Annotated in this window: 21 protein-coding genes; 19 read left to right on the forward strand and 2 right to left on the reverse strand. The window is 45.4% G+C overall.

Going from position 1 to position 20,133, the window contains the following annotated elements; all coding sequences use genetic code 11:
* The first annotated feature begins 3 nt into the window (after positions 1-3).
* From EV209_RS12670 to EV209_RS12760, 19 genes are all read left to right on the forward strand, one after another.
* Positions 4-381 (forward strand): HK97 gp10 family phage protein, encoded by a 378-nt coding sequence (locus EV209_RS12670; RefSeq protein ID WP_130435833.1) that lies wholly within the window; start codon positions 4-6, stop codon positions 379-381.
* Complete coding sequence (locus EV209_RS12675) at positions 378-6,992, forward strand: tape measure protein (RefSeq protein ID WP_130435834.1); 6,615 nt, start codon at positions 378-380, stop codon at positions 6,990-6,992. The genes EV209_RS12670 and EV209_RS12675 overlap by 4 nt, the downstream gene beginning before the upstream one ends.
* Positions 6,989-7,903: a phage distal tail protein gene (locus EV209_RS12680; protein ID WP_130435835.1), complete on the forward strand. Its 915-nt coding sequence runs from the start codon at positions 6,989-6,991 to the stop codon at positions 7,901-7,903. Before EV209_RS12675 ends, EV209_RS12680 begins: the two co-directional genes overlap by 4 nt.
* A gap of 2 nt (positions 7,904-7,905) precedes the next feature.
* On the forward strand, positions 7,906-8,979 hold the full coding sequence (locus EV209_RS12685) for a siphovirus ReqiPepy6 Gp37-like family protein (protein WP_130435836.1): 1,074 nt from the start codon (positions 7,906-7,908) through the stop codon (positions 8,977-8,979).
* On the forward strand, positions 8,979-10,487 hold the full coding sequence (locus EV209_RS16715; RefSeq protein ID WP_243647592.1) for a hypothetical protein: 1,509 nt from the start codon (positions 8,979-8,981) through the stop codon (positions 10,485-10,487). Before EV209_RS12685 ends, EV209_RS16715 begins: the two co-directional genes overlap by 1 nt.
* Before the next feature lie 11 nt (positions 10,488-10,498).
* Positions 10,499-10,825 (forward strand): hypothetical protein, encoded by a 327-nt coding sequence (locus EV209_RS12695; protein ID WP_130435837.1) that lies wholly within the window; start codon positions 10,499-10,501, stop codon positions 10,823-10,825.
* A 20-nt stretch (positions 10,826-10,845) separates the two neighbouring features.
* The gene (locus tag EV209_RS12700; RefSeq protein WP_130435838.1) at positions 10,846-11,826 is read left to right on the forward strand and encodes a hypothetical protein; all 981 of its coding nucleotides are present in this window, start codon (positions 10,846-10,848) and stop codon (positions 11,824-11,826) included.
* Between the two features lie 106 nt (positions 11,827-11,932).
* Entirely contained in the window at positions 11,933-12,241 is a 309-nt protein-coding gene (locus EV209_RS12705) for a hypothetical protein (RefSeq protein ID WP_130435839.1), read from the forward strand.
* A gap of 19 nt (positions 12,242-12,260) precedes the next feature.
* Complete coding sequence (locus tag EV209_RS12710) at positions 12,261-12,401, forward strand: XkdX family protein (RefSeq protein WP_130435840.1); 141 nt, start codon at positions 12,261-12,263, stop codon at positions 12,399-12,401.
* The gene (locus EV209_RS12715) at positions 12,401-12,892 is read left to right on the forward strand and encodes a hypothetical protein (RefSeq protein ID WP_120484336.1); all 492 of its coding nucleotides are present in this window, start codon (positions 12,401-12,403) and stop codon (positions 12,890-12,892) included. Before EV209_RS12710 ends, EV209_RS12715 begins: the two co-directional genes overlap by 1 nt.
* A gap of 202 nt (positions 12,893-13,094) precedes the next feature.
* On the forward strand, positions 13,095-14,312 hold the full coding sequence (locus EV209_RS12720; protein WP_130435841.1) for an RNA-directed DNA polymerase: 1,218 nt from the start codon (positions 13,095-13,097) through the stop codon (positions 14,310-14,312).
* A gap of 1 nt (position 14,313) precedes the next feature.
* The gene (locus tag EV209_RS12725; RefSeq protein WP_130435842.1) at positions 14,314-14,649 is read left to right on the forward strand and encodes a hypothetical protein; all 336 of its coding nucleotides are present in this window, start codon (positions 14,314-14,316) and stop codon (positions 14,647-14,649) included.
* On the forward strand, positions 14,636-14,842 hold the full coding sequence (locus tag EV209_RS12730) for a phage holin (RefSeq protein WP_130435843.1): 207 nt from the start codon (positions 14,636-14,638) through the stop codon (positions 14,840-14,842). The genes EV209_RS12725 and EV209_RS12730 overlap by 14 nt, the downstream gene beginning before the upstream one ends.
* Positions 14,843-14,967: 125 nt before the next feature.
* Complete coding sequence (locus EV209_RS12735) at positions 14,968-15,300, forward strand: hypothetical protein (RefSeq protein ID WP_130435844.1); 333 nt, start codon at positions 14,968-14,970, stop codon at positions 15,298-15,300.
* A gap of 1 nt (position 15,301) precedes the next feature.
* Positions 15,302-15,607, forward strand: a complete 306-nt coding sequence (locus EV209_RS12740) for a hypothetical protein (RefSeq protein WP_130435845.1) — start codon at positions 15,302-15,304, stop codon at positions 15,605-15,607.
* Positions 15,594-16,172, forward strand: a complete 579-nt coding sequence (locus tag EV209_RS12745) for a hypothetical protein (protein ID WP_130435846.1) — start codon at positions 15,594-15,596, stop codon at positions 16,170-16,172. The genes EV209_RS12740 and EV209_RS12745 overlap by 14 nt, the downstream gene beginning before the upstream one ends.
* 4 nt (positions 16,173-16,176) lie before the next feature.
* Entirely contained in the window at positions 16,177-16,428 is a 252-nt protein-coding gene (locus EV209_RS12750; protein ID WP_130435847.1) for a histidine kinase, read from the forward strand.
* Positions 16,429-16,540: 112 nt separating this feature from the next.
* Positions 16,541-16,915, forward strand: coding sequence for a hypothetical protein (locus EV209_RS12755; protein WP_165388926.1), 375 nt, complete (start codon positions 16,541-16,543; stop codon positions 16,913-16,915).
* A 276-nt stretch (positions 16,916-17,191) separates the two neighbouring features.
* The gene (locus tag EV209_RS12760; RefSeq protein ID WP_130435849.1) at positions 17,192-18,499 is read left to right on the forward strand and encodes a hemolysin family protein; all 1,308 of its coding nucleotides are present in this window, start codon (positions 17,192-17,194) and stop codon (positions 18,497-18,499) included.
* A 122-nt stretch (positions 18,500-18,621) separates the two neighbouring features.
* Here EV209_RS12760 and EV209_RS12765 read toward each other — a convergent pair whose 3' ends face one another.
* Both EV209_RS12765 and EV209_RS12770 read right to left on the reverse strand, forming a co-directional pair.
* A complete protein-coding gene (locus EV209_RS12765; protein WP_130435850.1) occupies positions 18,622-19,158 on the reverse strand; it encodes a rubrerythrin family protein in 537 nt (178 codons plus the stop codon).
* Between the two features lie 201 nt (positions 19,159-19,359).
* A complete protein-coding gene (locus EV209_RS12770; RefSeq protein ID WP_130435851.1) occupies positions 19,360-19,902 on the reverse strand; it encodes an NADH peroxidase in 543 nt (180 codons plus the stop codon).
* Positions 19,903-20,133: the final 231 nt, after the last annotated feature.

Raw genomic sequence — 20,133 nt, forward strand, 5'->3', positions numbered from 1 at the left:
CATATGATAACGTTCAGACAAAAGGGCGACTTCTCTAAATTGACAAGGTATTTAGAGAGGGCAAAAGAGGTTGTTAAACTCGGAGACCTTGATAAGTACGGTCGAGAGGGAGTAGCCGCCCTTGCGTCTGCAACACCTGTCGATTCCGGAAAAACCGCCAGTTCGTGGCGATACGAGATTAACAATAAAAGCGGGTCAGTAACGATTTCGTTTTATAACTCAAACATTCAAAATGGAGTTCCAATTGCCATCATTCTGCAATACGGGCATGGAACAAGAAACGGCGGCTGGGTACAGGGTCGAGATTATATCAATCCTGCTATCCAGCCTATTTTTGACAAAATCGCAAATGAAGCATGGAGGGAGGTTACGAAGCTATGAGCAAGACCGTTGACGAAAGAGTTGTCGAAATGCGGTTCGATAACAAACAGTTCGAGCAGAATGTCCAGACCAGCCTCTCGACGCTTGACAAGCTGAAGCGCAGTCTAAATTTAGACGGTGCTGCAAAGGGCCTGGAGGATGTGAACTCCGCGGCAAAAAACTGCAATATGTCCGGGCTTACCAGTGCAGTGGAAACGGTTCATGCCAAATTCTCAGCATTTGAAGTCATGGCTGTAACCGCTCTCGCTAACATTACCAATTCGGTTATCAATACCGGAAAGCAGATGCTTCATTCGCTTACTATAGAACCGATTTCCCAGGGATTTGAAGAATACGAACTGAAGATGGGTTCGATTCAGACAATCATGATGAGTACCGGTGCTTCTTTGGAAGAAGTAAACGGATATCTTCAGGAGTTGAATACATATTCGGATAAAACGATTTATTCGTTTCAGGATATGACTTCAAACATCGGTAAATTCACAAATGCCGGAGTCAAGCTGGAAGATGCTGTAATGGCGATTCAGGGTATATCAAATGAAGCCGCCATTTCTGGTGCAAACGCGAATGAAGCTTCCAGAGCTATGTATAACTTCGCGCAGGCTTTATCGGCGGGTTATGTAAAGCTGATTGACTGGAAATCCATTGAAAACGCAAATATGGCGACCGTGGAATTCAAGACACAGCTTTTGGAAGCAGCTGTTGCAGCCGGAACAGTGGAAAAGACCGCGGATGGGATGTACCGTGTTTTAACGGAGAATAATCAGGGTTCCACTATGGACGAGGCAATCAACGCCACGAAGAATTTCAACGATAGTTTGCAGTATCAGTGGATGACGACGGATGTTCTTGTCAATACCTTGCGGGACTATGCTGATGAAACAACGGAAATCGGTAAGAAGGCTTTTGCTGCTGCCCAGGAAGTAAAAACTTTTACTCAGTTGATGGACACGCTGAAAGAAGCGGTTGGTTCCGGCTGGGCTATGACATGGGAGATTCTGTTCGGTGACTTCGAGGAAGCGAAAACGCTGTGGACAAGCTTGAGCAACGCAATCGGCGGGTTCATCGATGCTCAGTCGGATGCCCGCAATTCCATGTTGCAAGGCTGGAAAGATATGGGCGGGCGTACCGCTTTGATTGAGGCAGCTAAAAATGCTTTTGAGGGTCTCGCCAGTGTTGTTAAACCAATATCCGAAGGATTTCGTGAAATATTTCCGCCTATTACTTCTGAGCGGCTTTACAATCTTACGGTTGGATTGAAAGAGTTCACTTCTCATTTGAAGCTTGGCGAATCCGCATCCAAAAATCTGAAAAATACCTTCAAAGGACTGTTTGCGGTTCTGGATATTGTGAAACAGGCTTTTTCGGCGGTATTCAATGCGATTGTTCCCTTATTTGGAGGATTGGATGATCTTGGCGGCGGAATTCTGACCGTGACCGGAGGTATTGGCGAATGGCTTGTGGCTCTTGATGAATTTATCAAGAAAAATGATATTTTTAACAAGGCAATTCAAGGCGTTATTGGATTTGTTGGAAAAGCCGCCGGAGCGTTCAAAGATTTTGCGGCAGAAATAAAAGACAGATTCAACCTTCCGGATTTGGACGAGATAAAAGAATCACTCAAAGATTTCCTGAATCTGGTCAAAGAGAAAATCAAGCTTCCGGGGTTGGAGTTAATTCACGCTACTCTTGAACGGATTCACGAACGGATGTCTCATGTTGGAGAGTCCGCAGGAAACATGAAAAACGGAGTTCTCAATGCTATTGAAGCGATGGGAAATGCGTTGGCAAACTGCAAGTTTTTACAGCTACTTCAGGCTTTATGGAATGGCGTTAAAGCGATTGGCGGAGGGATTGCAAAGGCTCTTAGCGGTTTGGCTGATACATTGATTGAAAAAGTAAGCAACGCCGATTTCAGCGGTGCCATTGACTTACTGAACGGTCTTTCTATTGGCGGAATTGCGCTCGCTGTAACTAAATTCTTGAAAAGCTTTACCGAACCGCTTGAAGGTTTGCAGGGGATTTTGGACGGAGTGACCGGCATTCTTGATGGTGTCAGGGGCTGTTTTGAAGCATATCAAACGCAATTGAAAGCGGGTACCTTGCTTAAAATTGCAACGGCAATAGGAATTTTGGCGGCTTCTATTGTGGTCATTTCTTTGATTGACAGCGAGAAGCTTTCGGCATCGCTTGGTGCGATGACTGTTATGTTCGCCGATTTAATTGGTGCGATGGCGGTATTCAACAAACTTGGCGGATTTACCGGGAAAGGTTCTACAAAGCTGATCGTGTTTGCTGGAGCTGTCCTCATTCTTTCCAGCGCAGTCAAAAAGTTAGCAGATTTAAGTTGGGAGCAGTTGGCAAAAGGTTTGGTTGGTGTCGGAGTATTGCTTGCCGAGCTCGATGCTTTTATGGCTACCGCAAAATTTAGCAAGAAAGCCACTTCTACAGCAACGGGTATGGTGATTCTTGCAGCGGCCGTCAAAATCCTTGCTTCCGTTGTAAAAGATCTTGCAGATTTGGAATGGGAGCAGTTGGGAAAAGGTTTAGTTGGAGTAGGTGTACTGCTTGCCGAAGTAGACATTTTCTTGAACACGGCAAAGTTTGGCGGAAAAGCAATAAGTACAGCAACGGGTATGGTAATTCTTGCAGCGGCGATGAAGATTCTTGCCTCTGTTTGCAAAGACTTTGGCGAGATGAAATGGGAAGAAATCGGGAAAGGTCTTACCAGTGTTGGCATACTGCTTGCCGAAGTCGCAGCATTTACCAATCTTACAGGGAATGCGAAACATGTGATTTCTTCCGGTCTTGCTTTGATAGAGATTGCAGCGGCGATGAAGATATTTGCTTCGGCAATGTCGGATTTCGCTCAGTTTTCATGGGAGCAGATTGGGAAGGGTTTAACGGCCATGGGCGGTGCTTTAGCGGAAGTTGCCATTGCTACAAAACTGATGCCGAAGAATATGGTCGGTATTGGAACTGGGCTGGTTATCGTTGGAGCAGCGCTTGAAATTGTAGCGCATTCTCTTGGTAAGATGGGGAATTTCTCATGGGAGCAGATCGCGAAAGGTCTTGTGACTATGGGCGTTGCTTTAACAGAACTTGCGGTTGGTTTGAACTTTATGAAAGGTACTCTTAGCGGTTCTGCTGCTATGCTTGTAGCTGCGGCTGCTTTGGCAGTATTGACGCCGGTTCTTTCTGTTCTTGGTGCTATGAGTTGGGTATCCATCGCAAAGGGCTTGGTTACCATTGCCGGGGCTTTTACCGTTCTTGGTGTTGCTGGAGCCGTTCTTACTCCACTCGTACCGACAATTTTGGGATTAAGCGGTGCTTTTGCTCTTATCGGCGTTGGGGTCCTTGCCATCGGAGCCGGACTTTTGGCAGCCGGAACGGGGTTATCCGCTTTGGCGGTAGGTTTTACGGCTTTGGCTGCGGCTGGAGCTGCTGGGGCAACTGCTATTGTTGCATCTCTGACGGTTATTATTACAGGAGTAGCAGCGCTGATTCCTGCTGTGCTTGAGAAAATCGGAGAAGGTATTATCGCATTCTGCCGCGTAATTGCGGAGAGCGCGCCTGCCATTGGTGAGGCTATCAAGGCTGTTGTTTTGTCACTGCTTGATGTTCTCTTGGAATGTGTTCCTCAGATTGCGGATGGCGCACTTGCGTTAATCGCCGCAGTGTTAGAAGCACTTGTGAAATATACGCCGTCAATTGTTGATTCTATCTTCCAGTTCCTGATTAAAGTGTTGGAGGGGATCGCAAAAAATCTGCCGGAGCTTATCAAGGTTGCCATAGATGTTCTTATGGCATTCTTCTCTGGCATTGTTGATGCGCTTAGCGGTATCGATGTGGATACACTGGTGAAAGGCATTGCTGGCATCGGTCTGCTTTCAGCAATTATGTTGGCGTTAAGCGCGGTTGCCTCTTTGGTTCCGGGCGCGATGGCTGGTGTGTTGGGAATGGGTGTTGTTATCGCAGAGCTGGCGCTTGTGCTGGCGGCTATTGGTGCATTGGCACAGATTCCTGGACTGTCCTGGCTGATTGGCGAAGGCGGAAAATTGCTGGAAGGCATTGGTACCGCAATCGGTCAATTTATTGGCGGTATTGTCGGTGGATTTATGAGCGGCGTGTCCAGTCAGTTCCCACAAATCGGAGCGGATTTGTCAGCATTTATGACGAATATTCAGCCGTTTATTGAGGGCGCATCTAAAATAGAGCCTTCTATGATGGATGGAGTGAAAGCGCTTGCTGAGACAATTCTCATTCTGACAGCGGCTGATATTTTACAGGGCTTGACATCTTGGTTGACTGGCGGATCATCGTTATCTGGGTTTGCAGAAGAACTTGTTCCGTTCGGAAAGGCGATGAAGGACTTTTCGATAGAAATTGCTGGTATGGATGCCGGTCTCGTGGCAAATGCTGCAACTGCCGGAAAAACACTGGCAGAGATGGCTTCTACGCTGCCAAATTCGGGGGGCGTTATTGGTTTCTTTACTGGCGAAAACGACATGAAGGAATTTGGCGAGCAACTTGTTCCCTTTGGTGAGGCAATGATGGCGTTTGGTGCTTCCATAGCAGGACTTGATGCAAACGCCGTTACGGAAGCGGCTATTGCAGGAAAAGCAATGACCGAAATGGCTTCTACAATTCCGAATACAGGAGGCGTGGTAAGTTTCTTTGCCGGTGACAACGATATGAAGGCGTTCGGCGAGCAATTGATTCCGTTCGGCGAGGCTATGATGGATTTTTCAACGGCTGTAAAGGGATTGGATGCTGACGCTATCGTCAATTCAGCAACGGCTGGTAAAGCCTTAGTAGAGTTGGCAAAGACAGTTCCAAACAGTGGCGGAGTAGTTGGGTTCTTCGCTGGCGAAAATGATATGGATATGTTCGGCGAACAGCTTGTTCCGTTTGGAAAGGCTATGAAATCTTACTCCGATGCAATATCAGGAATAGATGTAGATGCTATAACAAACTCAGCAACAGCCGGAAAGTCTCTGGTCGAGTTAGCAAACACACTTCCAAATACCGGTGGTGTTGTAAGCTGGTTTACGGGAGACAATGATATTGGCGCATTTGGCGAGAGCTTAGTGCTGTTCGGCGAGAACTTTTCGAAATACTCGGACTACATGAAGAACGTTGATGCAGGTATCGTAACATCAACTACAAACGCTGCGACTTCCATTGTTGAGCTTCAAAAGAGTTTGCCGAAAGAAGGTGGCTGGTTCTCCGATGATAAAACGCTTGCCGATTTTGGTAAGGACATGAGTTCTTTTGGCTCATATTTCAGTTCTTACTATGGCTATATCAGCGGTATTGATACTGGTCTGTTATCTAGTGTAATCACACAGACAAATAGACTGGTTGATATGGCAACAGGTATGGCCGGATTGGATACAAGTGGAATGACATCCTTCGGCTCTGCATTGACAAAGCTTGGAGAAGCTGGAATTACTGGTTTTATCAACGCGTTTAATAACGCAAATTCAAAGGTAACGGCAGCGGCTTCTAATATGCTGACAACATTCGTCAATGCTGCAAATGCCAAGAAAACAACGTTGACAACAACATTCACGACACTGGTTCAGGCGGTTCTTACAGCTATCAATGCAAAGCAGCGAGATTTTCAGACTGCCGGCTCTACCCTTATGGTGAAATTTATTGCCGGGGTGAAAACCCAGGATAACAGTGCCCGAAGTACCTTTACGAACATTATCAGCGGTTGCTTGACGGCGATTAAGAACAAATATTCGGAATTTCAGTCAGTTGGAACACAGACAATGGTGAGATTTATCGCAGGTGTTCGAGCAAAGGATACGGATGCCAGAAATACATTCACAAATATTATTAGTGGTTGTTTAACGGCTATCAAGAACAAGTATTCAGAATTCCAAAGCGCTGGAGAACAGTGCATGGTGAAATTTATTGCCGGGGTAAGGAGCAAAGATGCAGATGCAAAGAATGCATTTACTTCCAGTCTCGGCGGCGCCATCTCTGGGGTCAAGGATTACTATGGACAGTTCTATGATGCCGGTTCCTATCTCGTAGATGGGTTTGCTAAAGGTATCAGCGAGAACACATATAAAGCCGAAGCAAAGGCGAGAGCTATGGCGGCCGCGGCTGCTAGGGCGGCGGAGAAAGAACTTGATGAACACTCCCCTTCCAAGGTGGGTTATCGGATTGGCGATTTCTTCGGTGTGGCGTTTGTAAATGCGATTGGCGACTACACAGAGAAAGCGTACAAAGCCGGTTCTGGAATGGCGAAAGCCGCGAGAACGGGACTTAGCAATGCAATCTCCAAGGTCAAGGATTTTATTGACAGCGACATTGATACTCAGCCGACCATTCGTCCAGTTCTTGATTTGTCAAATGTAGAGGCCGGAACAAGCAGGTTGAATGCGATGTTCAGCAGGACACGGGCATTATCCATCAGTACGGGTATGAATCGACAGGAGACCGCGGATGTTCAAAATGGAGAAAATTCTCCAAATGCAGGAAACACATTTACATTTACACAAAATAACTATTCGCCTAAGGCACTGTCGAGAGTTGAGATTTATCGGCAGACAAAGAATCAGTTCTCGGCGATGGAAAGGATGGTGAAAGCGTGATTAAGTCAATCACTGTTACAAACTATCTTGGCGATAGTATTAAGTTGGTACTTGCGAGGCCGGAGGAATCCGGTTTTGTGGTTACCTCTGTAACCGGTCTGGGGTCTGGAAAAGCGAACATCAATACAACCGAAATCGCTACAACTGACGGAGATTTGTTCAACTCTGCCAGACTCCAGAAACGGAACATAGTTATTTCTTTGAAGTATCTTTGGAAAGATTCGATTGAGGATGTACGTCAGTTATCGTACAAGTATTTTCCGATAAAGAAAAAACTTACGCTGCTGATTGAAACAGATAACCGTTCAGCGGAAATTGACGGGTATACCGAATCGAATGAACCGGATATATTCAGTAAAGAAGAGGGTTCGGATGTCTCTATTGTGTGTCCGAATCCTTTCTTTTATTCTGCCGGGGAAGACGGAATTAACACCACGATTTTCTATGGTGTGGAGCCGTTGTTTGAGTTTCCTTTCAGCAACGAATCCTTGTACGAATGTCTGCTGGAAATGGGTGAGATTCAGAACCAGATGGAAAAGACGGTTGTGTATAGCGGAGATGCCGAGATTGGTGTGACGATTACCATTCACGCCATCGGCGAAGCCCGCAACATCACCATATACAATACCGGAACCCGTGAGATCATGCGTATCGATACTGATAAGATGAAGGCTTTTACGGGTTCTGGAATTGTAGCAGGCGATGAAATCACTATCTGTACCGTCAAGGGGAAAAAGTCCATTACTCTTCTGCGGAACGGAAAAACAACCAACATTCTTAACTGTTTGGATAAAGCGGCTGATTGGTTTCAGCTTGCGAAAGGCGACAATGTGTTTGCGTATACCGCGGAAGAAGGAAGCAGTAACTTGCAGTTCAAGATAGAGAATCGGATTATTTACGAGGGGGTATAGCGATGGATTTGATAGTTTTAAACACAAATCTGGATGCGGTCTCCATTGTGGATGTGTACGAGTCCTTTATCTGGACGGACCGATATTATGAGTATGGCGATTTCGAGCTTTTTACATCCATGACGAGTACCATTCTCAGTTACATACGGCAGGATTACTATTTGCAGAATCGGGAATCGGAGCATTGCATGATTATTGAAAAGATAAGAATCACTTCGGATTCCGAGGACGGAAATCATATCACCGTAACCGGTAGGTCGCTGGAATCTATCTTAGACAGGAGAATTGTCTGGGGACAACGGACCATAAGAGGAAATCTTCAAAATGGAATTCAGACACTCCTGAATGAAAACATCATCTCTCCTTCCGACAGCAATCGTCGTATCAGCAATTTCATTTTTGAAGCATCTACGGACCCGGCGATTACAAAGTTGACAATTGATGCTCAGTATACGGGGGACAATCTATACGATGTGATAAACAAGATTTGCAGCGAACGTGATATCGGTTTCAAGATTACACTGAACGATAAAAAGCAATTCGTGTTCAAGCTCTATGCTGGTGTTGACAGGTCTTATGATCAGACTGCAAATCCATATGTGGTCTTTTCCCCCAATTTCGAAAACATCATCAACAGCAATTATGTTGAATCAAAGTCAGCGTTGAAAAATGTTACACTGGTTGGCGGTGAGGGAGAGGGTTCTGCAAGAAGATACACGACAGTTGGCGGCGGAAGTGGCTTGAGTCGCCGGGAGCTTTTTACCGATGCAAGGGATATTTCTTCGGATGTCGGCAACGATGTCACTTTAACCGATGCCGAGTATACGGCATTGCTGCAACAAAGGGGGAGAGAAAAGTTAGCGGAGAATACGGATGTCACATCGTTCGAGGGTCAAGTGGAAACCACCGTCATGTTCAAATATGGTGAAGATTTCTTCAACGGCGATGTTGTTCAGATTGCGAATGAGTATGGGCATGAAACGAAAGCCCGGATTGTGGAAATCGTTATGACCGAAGATTCCGAAGGGGCATCCGTATATCCAACATTTAAAACAACGGAAGGAGGCGATGAATAATGAGTGTTACCTATGGATTTTACAATTCCAAAAACCATGACCGAAGATATGATGCAATTCAGATGTCCCGTATTTTTGATGGGATTATCCGGGACGGTGTATTGCAGCATTACGGTACCGCCATGATGGTTAAGGAATCCGAAGGCATGATGGTGAATGTCGGAATCGGCAGAGCATGGTTTAATCACACATGGACATTGAATGACGCCCTATTGCCTCTGACCCTTCCCTTATCGGAAGTGATTCTGAACCGAATTGACGCGATCGTGCTGGAAGTTGATGCCAGGGAATCGGTGCGCGCGAATTCCATCAAGATTATCAAAGGCACCCCCGCATCCAATCCGAAAAATCCGACACTGATAAAGACGAATGACCGTTGGCAGTACCCGCTTGCCTATATCCGTGTAAATGCCGGTGTGACAGCAATCAGACAGGCAAACATCACAAACTGTGTTGGCACGTCAGCGTGCCCGTTTGTTACGGCTCCGCTTGAAAAGATGTCAATTGATGCTTTGGTAGCGCAGTGGGGAGATCAATGGAAAGCGTTCTATGGTGCTCAGACTGCTGACATGGAGTCTACAAATTCTTTCTGGAAAAATCAGTGGAGGATATGGTTTGAAGCTCAGACAACGGAGATTCAGGAAGCCTATCTGAACTGGGAACATCAGTGGGAGGAGTTTTATAACGCGCATGTGAATGAAATTACCGATACTGCTGATTACTGGAAAGATATGTGGCAAAAGTGGTTTTACGACTATGTCAACAATAGCAGCAGGGAGTTGGCGTACTGGAAAAAGCTTGTAACAGATGATTTCACAGAGTACAGCTCTTTCTGGAAAAATCAGTGGAGGATATGGTTTGAAGCTCAGACAACGGAGATTCAGGAAGCCTATCTGAACTGGGAACATCAGTGGGAGGAGTTTTTCAGCAGTCAAACTACGGAAATGCAGGAGACGAACGCCAACTGGAAAGCTCTTTGGAGTGGCTGGTTCTATGATTATGTGAATGCCAACACCAAAGAGTTTACCGATTGGAAGAACTCTATCGACAAGGATTTTCGAGACTGGTGGGACTCCATTAAGGATCTCATTGATGGCGAGGATGTTTCGGCATTCGCTAATCAGCTTGTCCTTCTCAACGAGCGGATAAATAAGCTTGCAGATTTTCAAAATGAGCTTACAAACACCCACTCGATTTATGATGGCTTGAACGACTCTTCTGACACATCAATTCTGGATGGGGATAGTAAGCCGATTGAGGGAAAACGAGTTACATTTGTTGTTGAAACAGATTCGGACGTTGGCAAGGAACTCGAAGATGTGAAACGACGGTTGGAAGCTATCGAACAGGCATTTGACGGACTCGCTACGGAATTCACAGTTTATCAGATTCTGACCGATGGCGGTACATGGCTGTATGTGAACAACCCGGATGCAGATCAGACAGAGCAGCTCCTTGATGATAAAGGTGATGTTATCAGAGGCAAAACCATATTTGTCACAAAGTAAAGGAGGCGCCTATGTTTGATAATATCTTCGTATTTTTACAGGCGATTACAGATGCAGAGAAGAACCCGGTTATGGATAACAACGAAAATCCGATTGAGAGCCGGACTTACTCTGGTCTGTTAGCTAAATTCATGGAAGGCATACCGAAAGAATTCCAGGTGTCTGGATACCTCAGAGATAATGCAAGAAGAGGTTTATATTCTGTATTAGACTCTACTGAAGATGCTGTTAAAGACAGTAGTTCCAGAGGTTTGAACGGTCGGTCTTATTCAACTGAACAAATTCTTGACAGTGGGAACAACCCGATCTCCAGTCAGGCTATATTTGTTACCGATTAAAAAGAAAGGTGGATTAAGTAATGAAAATTACAGATTACGAAAAAGTAACGCAGCTCCTCGCCAACAACGTCTTACTTGTGGACGGGGACGGCGGGACAAAAACAATCCTTGCAAGGGATTTGCTTGCGGCACTTGTGGCAGTTAGTTCTTCCCAGGACTATCTTGCCAAGATGGATGTTTCGCAGCTCACACAGGTTTCGTCGGTTTCCGCGACGGATAGGCTGATGGTTTCTGCTGCGGACGGCAATAAGGGTATTACCGTCAACGATGCTTTCTGGGGGATTTTGGACTCGGTTATCTCTGTGGAGCAGCGCCGGAATATTTTCCGCGGAAAGAATCTTGGAACGGCTTTGACAACGGCTCAGAAAGCCCAGATTAAGGCTGGTACATTTAAAGGATTCTTTATCGGGGATTACTGGACTATCGGGGACAGGATCTGGAGAATCGTTGATATCAACTACTGGCTGAATGACGGTGATACGGCCTGTACAACCCCTCATCTGGTGATTATGCCGGATGGCATTTTGTATAGCGCAAAGATGAACGAAACTAACATCACTACCGGCGGCTATGTCGGCTCTCAGATGTACACAGACAATCTTGCCAATGCAAAGACTTTGGTGAACTCAGCTTTCGGTTCTGCCAACATTCTCACCCACAGGGAATATCTGACCAATGCCGTGACCAACGGTTATCCTTCTGCCGGCGCCTGGTACGATTCTACGGTTGAGCTTCCGAATGAGATTATGATGTACGGAAGTCTGGTATTTACTCCGGCTGGAGACGGTTCTTTCGTTCCGAACCGTTACACCATCGACAAAACCCAGTTGGCATTGATGAAGCTTTATCCGAGATTTATCAATCCGCAGAGACAGACTCAGTGGCTGAGAGACGTCGTTTCTTCGGCTTATTTCGCTCGTGTGGGCAGCGTTGGCACTGCGGTCTACGCCGGCGCTTCGTACTCTCGTGGGGTTCGTCCGGTCTTCGGTTTGGTTGGTTAGCTGAATCTGGGGGGCCTCGTGCCCCCTCGCTCCGAAAGAAAACACCGTACTCAGGTGACGAGCTTTTGTGTTATAACAGAAAAAATTAGTGAAAGGAAGAATCAAAATGGATGAGAAAACTTATAGAATCACCCTTGCCGATGGAACCGTCCTTGACAACCTTACCATGAACGGAAACAATTTCATTTCCGAGGAGGCCGTTGACGCTTCCATCTTTGACGGAACGTGTTCCCCGGTTATCATCAGTGACGGAACCAATGAAGAAATTCATGAGAATATGGATCTGGTACAGGTAACGACCGTCAATGAAAAATCGTGGTTTGTCCTGCGGGATATTCCGCAGAAAGAACTGGAACAGGCAAAGCTTAAGTCTGATGTTGAGTATATCGCGATGATGTGCGATGTCGAGCTTTAAGTAAAGAAAGGAGAGCACCATGGAACATAGCAAGAATTACGACAAAGTAAGAGGTTACTACAACAAGAAGCTGTGGGATGTAACCCGCGTTCGTAATGCCGTAGTAAAGGGCTGGATTACCGAGGAAGAGTTTGCTGAGATTACCGGAGCCGCTTATTGATGAGTGTCCTGGCAAGCAAACGGAAGGAATCCAAATTTGAGGCCATTACCTTCTCGATAGATTTACATGACATGCTGCTTGATTTCATGCAGAGAAGTTTCGGGGTAAAAGATTTAGACCATCTGGTACGGGTCCGTTATGCCTATGGAAAGGACGAGACAGAAGACTTTGCGAAGTATCGATATTTGATGACCAATTTCAAAAATCGAATCGACCAGTTGGCATCCCAATTGACGAGCAACGTAAGAGCGGCTAATTCGACCTACCCCACTTCTATGCGTGAGTATGAACAGCGGCGGGACTATCAGAACAATGCGATTATAAATTGCGAGCAGATTCTCAAAGAGCTTCAGCGAATCGTGGAAATCTTCGAGGTGGACGTTAATACCTATGGCAGATATGTTAATGCTATCGACCGAGAAATCGGTTTGATAAAGAAATGGCGTCAGCGCGACAACAAAATCAAAGCATACTTGCAGGGCAATGTCTAAAACGCGTCGTTTCTTCGGCTAATTTCGCTAATGTGAACAACAATGGCAATACGAACTACAACAACGCTTCGAACTCTAATGGGGTTCGTCCGGATTCTCAGTCTAACCAACCGAGAAGGAGACGTTGTCCTTTCCATCAAGGATAAATGACAAAGCTGGACGCAATTTACTACGGTAAGTATTGCTATCACGGTGAATAATTATGACGTATGAAGAGATTTTGTCTGACGCCAACAACTTGTATAGGGCTTACAAGGCTTCTGTGAAAGGCAGCAAATGGAAAGAAACGACGCAGAAGTTCATGATGAATTTCTTGAGGTATATTTTCTCCATTCAGGAAGACCTTCTCAATCGGACTTTGGAAAATGGTCCTGTGGAGGAGTTTTCTTTGTCCGAACGGGGCCGAGTAAGACCTATTACAAGTATCCGAATCAGAGACCGTATTGTTCGCCATGCTTTATGTGATGAAATTTTGTTGCCAGAGGTTAAGAAGCATATCATCTATGATAATGGCGCTTCCATCAAAGGTAGAGGAATTTCGCACCAAAGAGAGCGTTTTGAGGTGCATCTTCGGCGGTACTACAAGCAGTATGGCAATGAAGGATGGATTCTGTTCGGAGATTTCTCAAAATTCTACGACAATATCATTCATGAGATAGCGAAGCGGGAATTGTTAAAACTCTTTGACGATGATGAGTTCATTGACTGGCTTCTGACACTTATATTTGATGGGTTCAAGATTGATGTTTCTTACATGACTGACGAAGAATACGCCAGTTGCATGACTGATACGTTTAATAAGCTAAATTACCGGGAAATACCCAAGGAACAATTAACCGGCGAGAAGTGGATGGCGAAATCGGTAAATATTGGCGATCAGCTTTCACAAGTTATCGGTATCTATTATCCGTACCGTATTGACAATTATGTGAAGTATGTAAGAAGTGAGAAATTTTACGGTCGTTATATGGACGACTGGTATATCATGAACCCAAGCAAAGAGGAGTTGCTGGATTTGCTTGACCATATTCGGGCAATCGCTGAGGAGCTGGGCATTCATATTAACGAAAAGAAGACTCGTATCGTTAAGATATCCAGCACATACAAATTCCTGCAAGTGAAATATACACTTACCAAAGATGGAAAAATCATTAAAAGAATCAATCCGGATAGGGTTACAGCAATGCGCAGAAAATTGAAGAAACTGGCTGTTAAGGTTGAAAACGGAGAAGTCCTCTATGAGAATGTAGAGAATATGTTCCGTGGTTGGATGGGAAGTTTCTACAAGATTCTATCCAGGCAGCAGCGTCAAAACCTTATGCGGCTATATGAAGACCTATTCGACAAGACAGTAACAGTCGTAAACAAGAAGCTGGTTATATTTGATAGGTCGCCACAAAATATTTTACAGGAGGTATGACATGGAACAGTGGTTTCAAATACTACTTACTATATTTAGCTCAGTTCTTGCGTCTTCTGGGCTGTGGGCCTACATAACAAAACGGCTTGAGAAAAAAGACGTGAAAACTGAAATGCTCATAGGGCTTGGGCATGACCGGATTATGTATTTGGGGATGGCGTATATCGAGAGAGGATACATTACCTCGGATGAGTACGAAAATCTCTACGAATATCTTTATAAGCCTTACGAGAAGATGGGTGGAAATGGCTCCGCCAAGCGGATCATGAACGAGGTAAACAAATTACCCATACACAAGTCACAATACAAGGAGGAAACAAATCATGAAGATGAGTAACAAAACCTATGACACTCTGAAATGGATTGCCCAGTATCTGCTTCCGGCAGCCGGCACTTTATATTTTGCGCTGGCTGGAATCTGGAATCTGCCTTATGGCGAGCAGGTGGTCGGCACCATTACGGCTGTTGATACTTTCCTGGGTGTTCTTCTGGGAATCAGCGCCGCAAGCTACAACAAGGATACCAAGTAACACCACAAATGCAATCTCCTTACGGCTATACTCGTCTATGATTCGCTGCCTATATATGTGGGCGGCTTTTATTATTGTAGCGGGTATAGCCGTTTTCGATTGCTCGACAGAAATGGAGGCGAGCTATGAGCTATAAGGTTTCCGGAACAACCATTACTCTTACGCGGGGCGATACTTTCATGGCTCAGATTTCCGTTGCCGATTCAAAGGGGAATCCGTATGAACCATCTGAAGGGGATTCCATTCGCTTTGCGATGAAAGCCAATTATACGGATGAAGATACTTTGCTGGTAAAAGATATTCCGATCGATACTATGAAACTGATTCTGAATCCGGAAGATACGAAAGACCTCGCTTTCGGAACTTATGTATACGATATCCAATTAACGAAAGCATCTGGTGAAGTGGATACTTTCATCACTACCTCTAAAATTAAAATAGCGGAGGAGGTGTGCTGATATGAGCGGTATACAGGCGTTGGATTCTTTAAACGGGAAGATGTCTGGGGAGTCTGTTTTACGGGGAACACTTTCCGGCGGCGAAAGTCTGAACGGGGCTATTTGCGTGACAAAGGAATACGATACTTATTCTGGCGACTACAAAGTTGTTCCAAAAGCAACCGGTTCCCAAATTTTGAACACAGCAAATAAAGTGCTAAAGGATGATATTCTGGTTACGGAGATTCCCTATTGGGAAACCAGCAATGAGTCCAACGGAACAACCGCTTATATTGCGAAGGAGGTGGATACAAATGGCAATAAATAAAGTGATTTACGGCGGCAACACTTTGATTGATCTAACCGGGGACAGTGTTACGAAAGATAAACTGCTGACTGGGTACACCGCCCACGATAAGAGTGGTGAAGTAATTGAAGGCGCTTGTTCATTTGACGTGGACTCTACAGACGCCACTGTGACTGCCGCTGAAATCCTCAACGGGCAAATCGCATACGCGAGAGGAAGTAAGATATCCGGCACTATGAAAAACAACGGAGCCGTTGCCGAGACGATTGCAGATAAAGATTCTGTCTACACGGTTCCCATTGGCTATCATGACGGCTCAGGAACAGTGCAGCTTGACGCAACGGAAAAGGCTAAACTCATTCCTGGAAACATTAAGAAAGGCGTCAATGTTTTGGGGGTGGAAGGCGATTGTGAACCTTCTTCAGATGTTACGGCTCAGGCAAAGACGGCAACACCTTCTACAGTAAAGCAAACGGTTCTTCCTGATAACGGTATTGATTATCTGTCCCAAGTCGTGATAAACCCGATTGCCTACGTCGAATCTGCTAATTCGGCAGGAGGTACTACGGTAACGATTGCGGGGTGATTAGATGGCTGTAAATAAGGTCGTTTACGGTACAGAGATTTTAATCGACCTCACAAACGATACGGTTACTCCAGATACCTTATTCAAGGGTTGCACCGCACACCTGGCAGATGGTACAATAATTACTGGAACGTTGTTCAGCAATTATCCGGACGAACAGTGCTTTTACGATACCCTTCAGGATTTGGATGGGAACCGGATTGAAGATATTTCTGGCTCTGAGATAAAGGGTAAAACGGTGTATCGGAAAGTGTAGAAAAGTCGTTTATTTCTTGACTATTCCTACACTTCACCGACGAAAGCATTGAAAATACTGGATTTTTTGTTTCTATTATAGGAAAAACAGAGTGATGCTATGCAAAAAGCAGTTGTATATATATCTGCCGTCCAGCATCCAAAAGATTCACGAAGCAGCCGGGGACAAAGTGAAAGCTCTGTTTGCGGCCTACCCTTTTGAAATATATGGCGATCCTTTCATTAAAAGAGCGCTGAGACGCTTTGAGGTGAAATATTCCAGCCTTGCATTCCAGGAATGTTACGATGCTGCGTCTGATGCTTATTTGTACAGCATTCACAGGTGCGCATGGCGCGGCTACGACTTTGTGGAGTTTTATATTCGGAAAATGATTCCTATTTCCATCCGCTGGGCTCTTGTAATTTGTGATGAGGGGAAAAACATTTGTCAGGCCAATGGCCTTAGCAGGATTTGCCTGGATGATCCGGACCAGGAGCGGAAGTGGTAGAAAAACTCATATCTTGACTTTTGTTTCAGAGTATGATACCGTATTGTTATTATTGATGTAAAGGAGTGATTTCATACATGGACGACAATTCTGACAGTGATAATGACAGTTATAATTATCGCATGCCTGTTCCATGTAATGTTATGAATAGATAGAGGGTATAGTCTGCGCGTTGCCGCGCAGGCTGTACCCTTTTATGCTTTTTGGAGTTTGCCTGGTATTGGCAGAAAAATGATTCATAACATAGCATGATAGAAAAGACAGGAGAAAAGGAATATGATAGGCGCATTAGTTTTACAAATTGTTTTGATTTTTTTAAATGCAGTATTTGCCAGTGCTGAAATAGCAGTGATTTCTATGAATGAGACAAAACTGAAGCGGCTGGCGGCTGGCGGAAATCCCAAGGCAGGAAAGCTGGCTTCGCTGACAGAGCAGCCCGCCAGGTTTTTAGCCACCATTCAGGTGGCGATTACACTTGCCGGCTTATTGGGCAGTGCGTTTGCTGCAGATAATTTTGCGGGGCCGCTGGTGAGACTTCTGGTGGACGCCGGGGTGGGAATACCGGAAAGTGTGCTGAATACGGCGGCGGTAATTTTAATTACATTAGTTCTGGCCTACTTTAACTTGGTATTCGGTGAACTGGTGCCGAAACGGATTGCGATGAAAAAGGCGGAGTCAATGGCGTTGGGTATGGCAGGGCTGCTCTATTCTGTTTCCAAACTTTTTGCCCCGCTGGTCTGGCTGCTGACAGCATCCACTAACCTGATTCTCAAACTGATTGGAATTAACCCTGAAGAAGAGGATGAGGTGGTAACAGAAGAAGAGATTCGCATGATGCTGATGGAAGGAAGCGAACAGGGTACCATTCAGGAAGAAGAGACAGAAATCATACAAAATGTTTTTGAATTTAATGATACCCCGGTAGAGCAGATTTGTACCCACCGGCGTGAAGTGGTGTCTTTGTACCTTTCAGATACCCCGGAGAAATGGGAGAAAACAATTCAGGAAAGCAGATATACATATTATCCTGTCTGTGGCGAAAATCAGGATGATATAACCGGGGTTCTGGATACCAAGGATTACTTCAGGTCAGAGGACAGGTCAAGGGAATATATTTTGGACCACGCTGTAGATAAAGCTTTTTTTGTGCCGGAAGGAATGCGGGCGAATGTATTGTTCCGCAGAATGAAACAGATGCGGGCCTATTTTGCGGTAGTTATCGATGAGTACGGCGGGATGTCAGGAATTATTACGCTCCATGACTTGATGGAGGCCCTGGTAGGTGAGCTGGAAGAGGAGGAAACCCCTCTCAGGCCTGCGGATATTGAAAAAATTGAGGACGGCCTGTGGCGGATTCAGGGACGGACGGAGCTGGAAGAGGTTGGAGAAAGACTTGGCGTTTCATTACCTGTTGACCAGTATGATACATTCAGCGGTTTTATCTGCGGAGCTGTAGGTAGAGTGCCTGAAGATGGAGAGCAATTTGCATTCAGCGCCTGCGGGCTTGAAATAGAAGTGAAGGATGTAAAAAACCATATGGTTGAGGCGGCGATGGTGCGTTTTAGAGACCAGGCAGAAGAATAAAGCGGGAAAGAAATATGCTGCTTGTGCGGGCTAGAAGTCCGCGAGCGGGATTTATATACCGAAACACAGAAAGTCCGGCGAGAAAAAATATCCGCCGGGCTTTCTGAAAAGTAACCAGGATATCAATAGTTTTCAACTTTACGTTCAAAGTAGGCTCTGGGATGATTGCAGGTAGGGCATACTTCAGGTGCTTCGGGCCCTTCATGTACATAGCCGCAGTTACGGCATTTCCAGCCCAAGGGAGCATCGCCTTTGAAAGTAGCGTCATTGCGCAGGCTTTCCAAAAGCTTCAAATAGCGTTTTTCGTGGGCTGCTTCCACTTTAGCCACATATTCGAATTTAACAGCCAGCGCTTCAAAACCTTCTTCTCTGGCTTCACGGGCCATGCGCATATACATGTCTGTCCATTCCATGTTCTCACCTGCAGCGGCGTCTGCCAGGTTTTCTTCTACACCGCCAATTCCATGAAATTCACGAAACCACATTTTGGCATGCTCTTTTTCCTGGTCTGCTGTTTCCAGATACAGGGCGGCCATTTGCTCGTAACCTGCTTTTTTCGCTACAGATGCATAGTAGGTATACTTGTTCCGGGCCTGAGACTCACCGGCAAAAGCCTCCATCAAGTTTTGTTCTGTTTTTGTTCCTGCATACTTAGACATTGTAAACTCCTCCTCTGATGTGTATGATTTTGGCCGCCAAAATCAGCAGCCCGTTGCTCTGCAAATTCTATATATAATTCCAATGTGATGAAAATACAGAAACACGCCCCGGGGGATGGCGGTGTGACCACCGCGTTATCATCCCTCCGCAGGCGCTTCAAAACCTCAGCGGACTCGCGCCTCGGCATTTATGTTTTGGTTTCAGCCAAAGTATCTCTTCAGCAGGCCTTCAAATGCTCTGCCGTGACGGGCTTCATCTCTGGCCATCTCATGTACAGTATCGTGAATTGCGTCCAGATTAGCTGCTTTCGCACGCTTTGCCAGGTCAAACTTGCCGGCGGTAGCGCCGTTTTCAGCTTCCACGCGCATTTCCAGATTCTTTTTGGTGCTGTCTGTTACAACTTCGCCCAGCAGCTCTGCAAATTTTGCAGCATGTTCAGCTTCTTCATATGCTGCCTTTTCCCAATACAGGCCGATTTCAGGATAACCCTCTCTGTGGGCTACTCTTGCCATTGCCAGGTACATGCCTACTTCGGTGCATTCACCCTGGAAGTTTGCTCTCAGGTCCTCCATGATATCCTCACTGGAACCCTGAGCCACGCCTACCACATGTTCTGCTGCCCAAGACATTTCACCCTTCTGCTCCACAAACTTTGAAGCGGGAGCTTTACACTGGGGGCAGAATTCAGGGGGCTGCTCTCCTTCATAAACATATCCGCATACGCTGCATACAAATTTTTTCATTATAATCGTCTCCTTTTATTTTTTTATATTTTGATATCAGTAATTGTTACTGATATCAATTTAGCGCAGGTTCCAGGAAATGTCAAGAGGTTTTTTGAAGTTTTTTTAACTTCTCCAGACAAGCTGAACATTTCCCATAAATTTTATATCTAATTTTTGATTATCCGCAAAAATACTACACTTTCAAGCATTTTGAAGTATAGAAAAACACTCATTTTACCACGAATTTAC

Origin of the sequence: Cuneatibacter caecimuris, from assembly GCF_004216775.1 — a bacterium.
In the GTDB taxonomy this organism is placed as follows: Bacteria; Bacillota; Clostridia; order Lachnospirales; family Lachnospiraceae; genus Cuneatibacter; species Cuneatibacter caecimuris.